The organism is Photobacterium sp. GB-210 (genome assembly GCF_003026075.1).
Classification (GTDB): domain Bacteria; phylum Pseudomonadota; class Gammaproteobacteria; order Enterobacterales; family Vibrionaceae; genus Photobacterium.
On the sequence record NZ_PYNU01000005.1, the window covers coordinates 185,160 to 198,133 of the forward strand.

At 38.4% G+C, this 12,974-nt stretch carries 7 protein-coding genes; all 7 read left to right on the forward strand.

Annotated elements, in window-relative coordinates:
- Positions 1 to 160 precede the first annotated feature (160 nt).
- A complete protein-coding gene (locus C9J38_RS10055; RefSeq protein ID WP_107206967.1) occupies positions 161 to 1,498 on the forward strand; it encodes a paraquat-inducible protein A in 1,338 nt (445 codons plus the stop codon).
- 30 nt (positions 1,499 to 1,528) lie between these two features.
- Entirely contained in the window at positions 1,529 to 3,172 is a 1,644-nt protein-coding gene (gene pqiB / locus C9J38_RS10060; protein ID WP_107206968.1) for an intermembrane transport protein PqiB, read from the forward strand.
- Entirely contained in the window at positions 3,172 to 3,744 is a 573-nt protein-coding gene (locus C9J38_RS10065; protein ID WP_107206969.1) for a membrane integrity-associated transporter subunit PqiC, read from the forward strand. Before pqiB ends, C9J38_RS10065 begins: the two co-directional genes overlap by 1 nt.
- 137 nt (positions 3,745 to 3,881) lie before the next feature.
- A complete protein-coding gene (locus tag C9J38_RS10070; RefSeq protein ID WP_107206970.1) occupies positions 3,882 to 4,286 on the forward strand; it encodes a GFA family protein in 405 nt (134 codons plus the stop codon).
- Positions 4,287 to 4,328: 42 nt separating this feature from the next.
- Positions 4,329 to 4,679: a MerR family transcriptional regulator gene (locus C9J38_RS10075; RefSeq protein ID WP_107206971.1), complete on the forward strand. Its 351-nt coding sequence runs from the start codon at positions 4,329 to 4,331 to the stop codon at positions 4,677 to 4,679.
- Positions 4,680 to 5,351: 672 nt separating this feature from the next.
- Positions 5,352 to 12,344, forward strand: coding sequence for a glycosyl hydrolase family 18 protein (locus tag C9J38_RS21890; RefSeq protein ID WP_199195415.1), 6,993 nt, complete (start codon positions 5,352 to 5,354; stop codon positions 12,342 to 12,344).
- A 507-nt stretch (positions 12,345 to 12,851) separates the two neighbouring features.
- Positions 12,852 to 12,974: transposase (locus tag C9J38_RS10100; RefSeq protein ID WP_146144061.1), on the forward strand; the 123-nt coding region annotated here is incomplete at its 3' end.

A 12,974-nucleotide genomic window follows, 5' to 3' on the forward strand; every position in this document is an offset into this window, starting at 1 on the left:
TGCAATGAAGGAAGACAATACGCGCCTGTTTATATTTAGTATGTTTAGGTTTTGTCTAAGCAACACTACTTTTACTGTGTCTCGTTGTTTTAACATTTATTAAATGTATTCAACAGTCTGGTACGATTGCAGTAAGAATAGCGATAGAAAGAAATTAACAATGACAACACAAACGCCACAGCAACAAACTCCATCAGAATTGATGATCGCTTGCGAAGAATGCGGATTGGTAGTCGATATCCCAGATATCAAAGATGGACAAAAGGCGGACTGTCCTCGCTGTGGACATACCTTAGCGAAAAGAATCATCATGCCATTTCATCGCCCTTTAGCGTACGGTCTTGCATGTTTGATTATGTTGGTACTCAGCCTTTCTTTCCCTTTTCTTTCATTTAGCGTGAATGGAATGGGGCAACAAATCATGCTGCTGAATGCCGCAGAAACATTACAGCATTTTGAGAATAGCTTCCTTGCATTACTGTTGATGTTAACCGTATTGGTTTTTCCTGCGGTCTACATCATATTAGTCATGTATCTCTATTACCGTGCAGCGCATGTTAAACGAATTGGGTATGTACGCGGTAACCCTGAAACTATAAAGCTGTTGTGCCGAATATTATTTAAAATTCAGCCTTGGCTAATGGTAGATGTATTTCTCATTGGCGTATTAGTCAGTTTGGTCAAAATTTCAGCGTTAGCGCATATTGGAATGGGATACTCATTCTGGGCATTCTGTATTTACAGCGTTTTGGTTGTAAAATGTGTTTCATTAGTTGATCGAACATGGTTGTGGGATCAGTTTTTTGTCATGAAACACATAGAGGGGGTACATGATGGCGACACACATTTATCAAATAATCATGTGGGATGCCATGTTTGTAACCAAATAAATCCTCTGCCTAATAGCCATCATGCCAAATGTATTCGTTGTGAAAGCAAGCTTCATGGTTTTAATCCATCACATTCATTACAGTATTCATGGGCTTATTTAATCGCTTCGATTATTTTTTATATTCCAGCAAATTTGTATCCTATGATGTATACCGTAAGCCTAGGACAAACCGAAGGTTCCACTATCATGGGTGGTGTGGTGATGTTATGGAAAATGGGGTCTTGGCCAATCGCGGTGGTGATTTTTATTGCCAGTATCTTCATTCCTATGGCAAAAATGTTTGCCTTAGCGTGGCTTTATTACTGTGCAGGTAAAAAGCCGAATGACTCAACACGAGAGTCTGTAAAACGTTTGAAAATCTATCGTATGACAGAATTTATCGGTCGATGGTCTATGGTTGATATTTTTGTTGTCGCGATATTAGTTGCACTTGTGCAGTTGAAAAACTTGATGGCTATTTCACCAGGACCTGCTGCAATCTGCTTTGCAACAGTAGTGGTATTTACCATGTTATCGGCAATGAGTTTCGATCCTCGGGTGTTTTGGGGTGAAAAAAATAAAATTAATTATGGTTCAGAGTTAAACACTACTGAATCTAATCAGTAGTCACTAGCCAGTATTAACGAGAAACAGAAAATGAGTGATAACCAGCCAAATGAGGCTAAAGTACAAAACCTGAAGCAAGTATCTGCAATTTGGATCATTCCTGTTGTGGCTTTGGCTATTGGTATTTGGATGTTTGTTCAATATCTTAATAGTAAAGGGCCTGAAATAACGATTCGCCTTCCTAATGCCTCTGGTATTGAAGTGGGTAAAACCGCGATTAAATCTCTAAATGTGAAAGTCGGTGTTGTCACCAAAGTTCAGCTAAGTAAAGACTATAGCTATATAACAGTGACCGCACAGATGGATAATGATACAGAGCGTATGTTGAAAAACGATACTAAGTTCTGGGTTGTTAAGCCACGAATTGGCAAAGAAGGAGTGTCTGGTTTAGATACGCTTCTTTCTGGTGCGTATATTGAAATGCAACCAGGCCAAGGTAAAGATGATAAATATCATTTTAAAGCGCTAGAAGTCCCCCCTGTTGCACCTGCGGATGCGAAAGGATTACGTGTTGTACTGACAAGTCATGAAGCCGGTAAATTGAGTGTTGGTGACCCAGTATTATATGATGGCTTTACTGTTGGTCGCGTTGAGAAAACGAGCTTTGATATCAATAGTAAACTAGCAAATTACCAATTGTTTATCTTTGAACCTTATAATCGACTAGTACGCACAACCAGTAAGTTCATTATGCAATCTGGTATGAATGTACAAATGAGTGCTGAAGGTTTTAACGTCAAGATTGGATCATTGGAATCGTTAATTACTGGTGGTGTCACATTCCAAACACCATCTGATGATCAAGGTATGGCTCAGAATAAACAATTAAAACATTACCGTTTATTCGATAGTGAGCAAGATTATCACGAGAAAATGTACGATAAGTACTTAAACTTTGTCATGTTATTTAAAGAATCCATTCGTGGTTTGAAAGCGGGAGCACCGATTGAATACCGTGGTATTCAAATTGGTACGGTACAGAAAGTGCCATTGCGTTTACCAAACAGTGAAGAAGGTTTTACAAGCGAACAAATCCCTGTACTGGTACGTATCGATTTAGGTCGAGTATATAACCATTCAGATGAAGGTACATTGGATAATCTGCGTGTAAATCTTGAAAAAGAGTTTAAGAACGGACTTCGTGCAACATTGAAAACCGGTAATTTATTAACAGGTGCGCTATATATTGGCACTGATGTGTACAAAGGCGAGAAACCTGAAAAACTGGCTAAATATGATGGTTACGAAGTCTTTCCAACTAAAGCGGGCGATCTTGCTGAAGTGCAGAAGCAGTTAACTAATTTACTCAATAAATTTAATAAACTTCCTGTAGAAGATACATTGAATTCAATGACTGCGACTTTAAAGGCATCTGAGAAAACAATGAATTCAGCAGCGCGTGTTACACAAGATCTTGATCGTATTCTTAATCAAAAAGATACTCAGACATTACCGTCTGATATTAAAGCGAGTTTGAAAGAGATCCAAAACACCTTAAATGGCTTTAGCCCAAATGCAGCAGCGTACCAAAATTTACAAGGTGCACTCGTACAATTTGAGCAAGTGATGACGGAACTACAACCCGTACTTCGTCAATTAAATGAGAAGCCAAATTCATTAGTGTTTGGTGATGAGAAAGCGAAAGATCCTATTCCAGTTGGAGGCCGTAAATAATGAAAAAGTGGTTATTAATTGCAGCGGTAGCGCTTGCTGGAACAGGATGTAGCTCAACAGAACCGGCATTAAAAACATATATGTTACCGATGCCAACCAGTGCGAATACGGCACATAACATTAGTAATAAATCATTGTTAATTGTGCGCCCTGTTGAAGTTGCGGCACATCTTGCTGGTACTGGTTTAGTGTATCAAACCAGCCCCACTGAAATTGTTGAAGCGCAGCAAAACCTTTGGGGTGAATCACTGAGTACGCAGTTAACGCGTCGAATCACATTTGATTTACGCCAAAAACAAACTAAGTTTTGGGCAACACAGCTAACACCAACATTGTCTACTGCAGGTATACCACGCTTACAAGTGCGTATTAACCAGTTTAATGGTGTTTATAGCGGTGTTGCTGAAGTGGCAGGTGAATGGTTATTGATTAATGGTAATGGCGATTTACAAACCGTACATCCATTTTCATTCCGTGTACCTTTAGCAAAAGATGGTTATTCAGCGCAAGTGGAAGCACTGTCAAAAGGTGTGGATGAGTTAACGACTCAGTTAGCACGCTCTATCAAGTAGTTTTTGAACAGTAGAGTAAATATTAAGCCGACGTTAAATACGTCGGCTTTTTTATTTTTAAGAATATGAGATTCATTATTGTAATTGGCTTATTTAAATACTAGGGTTTTGTCTTTGATTTTAGAGAGAAAGATGAAATGAAAAAACTAAATGGTTCCTGTTTATGTGGCAAGGTGCAGATAGAAGTGCCTGATGATTTTGAGTATATGGGAAATTGTCATTGTTCTGAATGTCGTAAATTTACGGGGTCAGATTACTCATCGGTGGGAGGATTAAGCTCAGAGAAATTTCGCTTTAAAACAGGTGAAGATACTGTGTCGCTATTTCAAAAAAGTGAAGAAACGGAACTCGCTTTTTGTCGAATCTGTGGTTCAAGTTTGTTTTCAAAGAAACTAAAAACAGGCAAGCATAATATTCGTTTAGGAATTTTAGATGATATTCCAACGCATAAGCCGAGTTTTCATGTTTTCACGGCATCTAAAGCACCATGGAATGACATAACCGATAACTTAATACAGTTTGAGAAAGGCCCTGTTAAATAGCGTATAGATAGACAAGGAAGACAATTAACAAGGAGGTAACTGATGTATATCGGTGAAGTGTCTAAATTAACAGGGGCATCAGCCAAAACCATACGCTTATATGAATCGTTAGGTTTGTTGGGAACAGTAGTAAGAAAGGGGAGTTATCGGATTTATGATGATAACCATGTTAGAACCGTTATTTTGATTAAAGATGCACAATCTATCGGGGTTAGTCTTGCTGAATTTAAGAGGCTGCTAGGAGATAAAACAGTGCTAAGTTGGGATGTTGTAAGCACATTTCTTGATCAGAAAAGTAGAGCAATTGAAGAACAAATTAACCTATTGCACCAGCAGCAATCGATGATCAAAACATACCAAGACAATATTAATAAGTGTTTAGAAACTAATTGATTCTTCCCTACAGGGCAAGGTGTAAACTGAGCTTAAAAAGGGAGAGATATTTATGTGTATTAAGCTTCAATAGTAAATAGAAAATTATATTCTAGGGGGAGTAAACGAAGATTGTAGTGTTAGACATGTAACTAATTCTAAATGAACATAAATACATAGTTATACGTGATCGAAGCAATGAAGTAGTGTATTAGCATTCTAACACCATGAACTTATTATTTTAGACGATGTAATTATTTTCTATATTTTATTTTTTATACCAAGAAATATAATCAAAAATTCAGCCAAAAATAAGTGTAGTAGTCAATAAATACTGGTCTTATTTTAGAGGTTTACCAATATGGTTGTCAGACTTATTAGATATTAATCCGCCATTATATTGATGTAGTTGTAATTGGCTAAAATAGTGATATCACTACTTTCATAGAGCTGTTAAAAACAAAAGATCTTAGTAAAAATGTTGCGAATATGTGTTTATATTTCCGAGATTTTCACATTTCATCTAATAGTGTGAGTATACTATCAATAAGAATATTATTTCTTTATTCTGAAATATGACGTGAGTGGCTCATGAAACAGTATATTTCTCTTAATATATTCATATTGGTATTTTTTATAACTGCTTGTAATAATGACAATAGCGTTACAGATACAGTAACTGATAACAATAGCGTGTCAGTTATAGACACAGGAATTGATGACAATAGCGCCTCAGTTATTGATACAGGAACAGATGCAACTCAATCAGGTAAAGCAACCGTCTCTGGTACTGCGGCAGTTGGTGCTGGTTTAAAAGGACATTCTTTGGATTTGTTTGAACTCGATCCAACTAATAGCTCTCAACCGAAATTATTAGAAACAATAACGCTAGATGAGTCGAGTAAGTTTGAAGTTTCAATCCCAATGTCGACGGATACGAGTTCAAGAGTGTTCCTTGCACAAGTTAAAGATTTAGAATCACCTGATACTGTTGTTATCGAGTCAATTATTTTTGGGCAAGACTTTGATAAATCAGTAAAGATAACGCCTTTCACCAATCTCATCGCAAAAAGCCTGCTTAAAAGTGAAACAGCATTAGATTTAGCTTCTATGAGGCGAGAGTACGATCAAGTTGCCAGTAGTGTTGTAGCCATACTCAATCCTGTTGCAGAGGCGTTAGGCTCTTCGCTTGATATTGACTCTCTGTTGTTTGGTGATTTCTTTGTAGAATCAAGTGGTCATGATGAACTAATTGAAGCAGTCACGTTTGATTGTAATGATTCAAATTGTGCTGTTGATTTTGCAAGTGATAAAGTCAAAGAGAAAGTGATCGAGCTAGGGGTTGAAACTGAATTTACTATTAATGAGACATTAATAGATAAACTAACACAGGCGGGCTTTGCTCTTGATGAATTGAAAACTAGCCCAACCGCCGATTTTGACTTTACAGCAAGTATTAAAGAAGCCGGCCCTGTGGTGGTACTCTTTTCATATGATGCTTCTTGGGGCCAGCCAGGTGATTCATGGGCTGGATACAGCGGTAAGATCAAATTGATAAACCTTACCGACACCCCTTTAGATGTGGCAAATAAATCCATAACGATGATTTCAGAAAAGCTGAGCATGAGCGGTGCTTGGGGCGCTGAGCTTCAAGAGAAAAAAATAGATAATAATAAAACCAAATACACGTTTACGATCCCTCATTACGCCCAGCCTTTGCAAAAAGATGAACACCGAGTCATTGGTTTTAATGGTAAAGGCATTGCATCGGAGGTAAATGACTTAACCCGCTGCCGCTATGAAAATGATAGCTGCATCATCAAATACGATGACACATTATCAACTTACGTTGGTGGCAGTTCTTTTGTGATTAGTGTCGATAGTGAAGAAGTTGTTGAAGATGGTGATATCACCGATGACGTTAACGAGAGTGGGGCAAATCTTGGCCGAGAACCAATTGTCGATGACCAAAATACAGTTATCGACATTACCTTAGAAAAATCTGGCTCACCTTGGTCAACGGGGTTTAATGGTGTGATCAAATTCATATCGCCAGTGGCGACCTCTTCTTGGACTTTGACGTTTTTAAAGCCTGCTGATGTGAATGATATTAGCATGTGGTCACACGGAGGGGGATTACAAACGGTGGGTGGACAATCGTTTATCAATGTTAGCAACAAAAGCTGGAATGGCGTTTTGACTCCTAATATTGAAAATTCAATTGGTGCCAGTGTTCAAGGTAAGGGCACTTATGGCGCAATATCGAGTGATAGCTGTACTTTAACGCTTGATAGCACTAATTACCCTTGTCAGTTGATAGCTAACGAAAATGCAACCAGTGTAGAAGATCTTTCTAATATTAATAGTGTTGGTATAACCCCTGCAGTTATCATTGATGATAATGAGACTGTCGATTCAGGTAACGAGTCTATTGTGGTCGACAATACACCCACAGATATTCCTGCTGCGTTGGTGAAAGGCAGTGGTGTGACTCAAAGTAAAACTCCAAAGAATATGACGTTTACTTCACCGAGTGATTTTAAAGGTAAAGTCGTTGCAGGTTATCTATCTGATTGGAGTGTATATGGTCGTGGTTTTGACGTTGAACGCTTACTAAAAGATGATACCTTTCCCTATAACAAACTGGTTTTTGCATTTTTAGCTATTTGTGGTGATCAAGGTTCGCTTTCTGGAAAAATTCGAGCGCAGTGTGCCGCGGAAGGTAAAAAAGATTTTGAGGTGGTCTTTTTAGATCCATGGGCAGACTTTGGTTTAAGCGTCAGTTCTCGCCAAAAGGGTAACCCTTATGTTGATGGTTTTAGTAAGGGGATTATTGAACAGCTCGATTACATTAAAAAACGAGTCCCTAACATTAGCATCTCAGCCAGTATTGGTGGCTGGACTATGTCAGAGCCATTCCATCGCATGGCAGCCAATCCGGTACATATTGCAACCTTCGTTAATTCATTAAAAGAATTACAAGATAAATATGGCTTTACTGGTTTTGATATCGACTGGGAATTTCCTGGTCATGGTGGTGCTTCGGGTAAATTCACATCAAATGATGGTCAATATTTTAAGGACTTGGTCTGTGCTGTGAAGGCAGGCCTTGGTGATGACATTGAAGTATCTAGTGCGGTAGGGGCAACGAAAACATATATTGATCATATCGGCGCATATTATAAAACCATTTATGACCAAGGCTGTCTTGATTACATTTATATGATGAATTACGACTACTTCGGCGCATGGGATGATAAAATTGGTCATCAAACGAGTGTGATGCCGTCCTCTTCACTAACAGGGGGAATACCTAATGACGATGATACACGGTGGAGTGTCAATGCCGCTATCAAGTTATTTGAGCAAGCCGGTTTTAAGCGTGATCGTTTATTGATGGGGATTGCCAATTACGGTCGAGGTTTTAAATCTCTTGATTTAACCATCAATCAGCAAGGTGCGCTTGGCGGGACGAAAACCTCTACATCACCATCGTCAGGTACGTTTGAAAGTGGAGTAGTGGAAGGCTACGATCTTTGGCGCAATGTAGCTGGTGAAGATCTACAGGGGCGTGGCGATTTTGCACTTTATAGCGATTTTGAAGCTCACGCTGATGTATATTTCAATAAAGTCACTGGCGATTACATTTCGATAGACACGCCACGAACCGCCTATATGAAAGCAAAGTTGGCTGATGTTTTGGGGTTAGCGGGCGCTTTCGTTTGGACTATTGAGCAAGATGATGGTCGCATTGTTACCGCAATGCAAGATGGATTTGGCCTTAATGGTGATGTGCCATCTGAGCGTGCGATAACCTACTCCGCCTGCGGTATTCCATTTAAAGATGACGAAGAGAATTTGTGTGCAGAGCTTTATAGTGGACTCAATAATTTCTCATCTGGTAGTGGTTCAGGTAGTAGCATTGCTACTATCCTCAATGCAGCCGTTAGCCTTCCTTCGCCAGGGCAAACTGTTCGTGTAGTGGATGGTATAATCGTAGACATTGGAACTGGAACAGATACAACTCCAGCACCAGATCTAGATCAAAATGTGGTTCCTGATTCTCACATTATTTATCGTTCAGAGCTCAATCAACATCAAACGAATGCAGAAAGTGCATACAAAGAAAGTATTAATGCTGCTAAAAGCCTACTCAGAACACGGGATAATACTATTGTTGAGGCAGTCTCCCCACTAAATACAACTAACCCTGATAACGTCAAGCGTGTTGAAAGCATGTTTAATCAAAGTAATTGGGATGAATTGTTTTCTCACGCTGCGCCTGAATACTCTTATACTAACTTCTTAAAGGCTGTCGCTAAGTTCCCTGCATTGTGTGATACCTACACCGATGGACGTGATAGCGACGCTATTTGTCGTAAGTCACTCGCAACTATGTTTGCTCATTTTGTGCAGGAAACCGGTAAAAACTCTGAATATGATGGTGATACATGGAAACAAGGCTTGCACTACGTTCGAGAGATGGGATGGACTGAAACCTCACGAGATGGATACAACGGCAATTGTGATGTTTCTAGCGATTTTGCCAGTCGAGTGTGGCCGTGTGGTAAGTTTGAAAACGGTGACTACAAGTCCTATTTTGGTCGTGGGGCTAAACAATTAAGTTACAACTATAACTACGGACCTTTCTCTAACGCGATGTACGGTGATGTGTCTATATTGCTTAATAATCCAGAGATGGTTGCTGATACATGGCTTAATATCGCTTCCGCTATCTTTTTTTATGTGTATCCACAGCCACCTAAACCATCAATGTTGAGTGTCATTGATGGCTCTTGGACACCTAATCAAGCTGATATCGATGCAGGTTTAAATAACGGTTTCGGTATGACCATTCACATAATAAATGGTGGGCTTGAATGCGGCTCTGGTAACGAAGATGCGAGAGCTCAAAATCGTATAAATTATTATAACGAATTTGCTAATTACTTATCAGTGACAACTCCAGCCGATGAGGTGCTTGGTTGTAAAAATATGGCTCAATTCTCTGATGTTACCGGTGGTTCCGGCTCTGTTCCTATTTATTGGGAGCAAGATTGGTCAAGCCCATATAAATGTAAATTAGTTAACTATCAAACAGCTTACACAACGTTTGATATAGGTGGGTACGAAAAGTGTGTTAAGGACAAATATCCTGATGTAGTTATTTTGGAGGATGGCGATAGCCCTATTGTTAATGATGACTCAAAAGATACAGAGACTGTAGGTGATGGTGATGCCGTTGGTGATTCAGATGGTACAGACACTGCAGATGTAGGTGATGGCGTTGGTGATTCAGATGGTACAGACACTGCAGATGTAGGTGATGGCGTTGATGATTCAGATGGTATAGACAATGGAGACGTAAGTGATGATAATGATTTGAACACTCCTACAAATGCACTGTGTCAATCTTTCAATATTTACCCGAACTGGCCTGCAAATGATCATGCTGATGGTGGAGATATCGTAGTTTATGATGATATTGCTTACAAAGCATCATGGTGGACAAACACAATACCAGGTAGTGATGAATCATGGACATTACATTTACGATGTGACGGCGTAGAGCCCTCGTCACAAACTTCTCTAAAAATGCCAAACCCCAAAGATCCTATTGATCTTAACATGCGACATTGGCCAAATTATCTTTCTATATCGGCACCAAATTTAAATCTTTCAGAAAATATACCAAGTACTGTTAGATTCGAATTACCAGTTTTAAACCAACTTACAGATAGTAATCACTTAACCGATCATTTTAAATCTTTGGCTGAACAATTATTACTTAATGAAGAAAGCAATATTACTATTTTGCTTTCCAGTGATATGTTTGATATGAATTATCAGGACGAACTTTCAACATTAGATAATATTCCTGTAAATTTAGCTCTGACTAACGCTATTGCAGTAAATAATATTCCTTTAGATAGCTCATTACTAAATTCATTATCAGATGATGTCAAAGGTTTACTTAAAGCACATAATTTACTAATTAGTCAATTACTTCCTGATGCAAATATTGGGTGGCAGGTGATAATTGGTGATTTTGCCTATGATCAACACTCTGGTGGTTATCGTTCAGTTTGGAACATGGCTTCATTACCGGTAGTTAATTTGCTTACAGATTACGAACTTTATAGTGGTGAGTACTCTGCTCATTTTGTTGCATTTAGTAAATCATCAATGACTCCAGCATTAGATAACGACCAGTGGGATAATGCTCTGCGATTTATTAAACAAGTAACAGATACTATGAGTGTCCCTGCAATGTTAGCTTCGATACCAAGTAATCAGGCTGGAAATTACTTTTTAGGTTCGACTTCGGCAGATAGAAAACTTAGACACGCAGCATATCATAATATCTTCTCAATCCATTTTGATACTGTAGATACATCTTTGCAGAATAAAATAGAATCTTACTTACAAAATAAGTTACCTCTCTACAATTCGGGAAGTGGTATTTCAATTTCGGATAACGTAATAACAAGTATTACTTCGTTAAATGACGAATTAATGAGCGTTACAACGAAAATGAATAATCAAGTTCTTCTTTACGAAACGCCAAATGACGGTTGGGAACCTTCAAATGTATATAAATGGGATGATTTTTTAACCGCTCTTAATACAATGCATAACATTGGTGTTTCTGATTTTAGATTTTGGCTTACTGATATTGATGCAATAGATGAGAAAAATATTCAATATGCCAAAGTCGCAATTGCTGCATTTTTAGCACAATCTATGCAAGAAACCATACAATATGATGCTTGTGATGAAAATAATTGGGCTCAAATAAAATATGGTGCTCCTGTTGATTATCCTATGAGCGCATCATGTGGTCAGTTAGGGCAAAAGTATGCTGACTATGGTATTAATAAAAATACAAATCTTGATCATCCTTATTCTTGTCCGCGAACACCGAAAATGGAAGTTACGGCAACGACTCACGCTAAATGGTATGGCGCACCTGCTCCTATATTTGCCGCACCTGATTCTGTTCTTGAGTCTGCTGGCTTATTAGTCGATGGTTCTGTTGGTCGATGGGATTTGTCAAGCTCTTGGTGTGAGTCATCACCAGTTGAAATCGATCATACTAAACAGGCGTGGGAACGTGACTCATGTAAGGTATATGTAGGTCAGAAAGATGGCAAGTTTGTATGGGATGGTAGCTCTGATACATCTGTTGAAGGTTGCTCTTGGTGGGGAAGAGGTGTAATTCAAACAACTGGTCGAAGAAATTTTGGTACCTTAAATCACTTTTTAGGTAGAAGCCATGTTGACCCAAGTACATTTGGTACTACTATCGATGGCGATATTGTAGTTATTGCGCCTCCTAGTGATCCAATATATGCCAAGTTGGACCTTTGCTCTAATCCTCAACTAATATGTACAACTGAAGAATATCCAGAATTAAAATGGATAGCTGGTTTATTTTTCTGGATGACATCCGTTCAAGCCTATAGCAATCCGGGTGGCCCATATGAAAGTTGGAATTATTACGATGAGTTGAAAAAATATGTAGATGATGGCCTTGTTGGAAATAACTTTATTGATGCTGTATCTGGCATTGTAAATAGAGGATGTCCTTCCGATCATTGTGAAACTGGTGAAGTAGACGAAATAGAAGGTCGTCGTGATAACTTTATTAAAGTACTTAAAGCACTTGGCCTTGACCCGAAATAATAAAGTATAAAAACTATATTTTTATTGAAACTTATATTTAACAAACTAACGTAATTCTCCATCTATAACTTTTAATATTAAGTTATTTGTTTAGGTGGAGAGTTAACTATACCTTTATCATTAATTAATTTATTAACCTAGTCTAAGCTCTTTAGCAGAGGGACTGGCTATTTATATGTTTTCAAAAACTATTTTACATTTCGTACATTGAGTTCACTTTATCTTTCTCGATACGATGAATTTCAGAGGAAAAATGTTTAGAAACTAATTGACTCTTCCCTATAGGGCAAGGTGTAAGCTGAGCTTAAAAAGGGAGAGGCATCTATGTGTAAGAACGTATTAGTTATTAATGGAAATCCAAAGGCTCAGAGTTATTGTCATGAACTAGTAGAGAGCTATATCACAGCTAGCGAGAAGAATGATGTCAGGCTGTTTGTAGTGGTACATTAAATTTGGCCACCTACTCAGAGGTGATATCATCACCTCTTAACATGGATAGGTGACATCATGACAAAACGAACAAGACGATTATTTAGTGCTGAATTTAAATTAGAGGCAGCACAATTAGTTATCGATCAAAACTATTCAGTAACTGAAGCTGCTCAGGCCATGAATGTGGGTAAATCTACG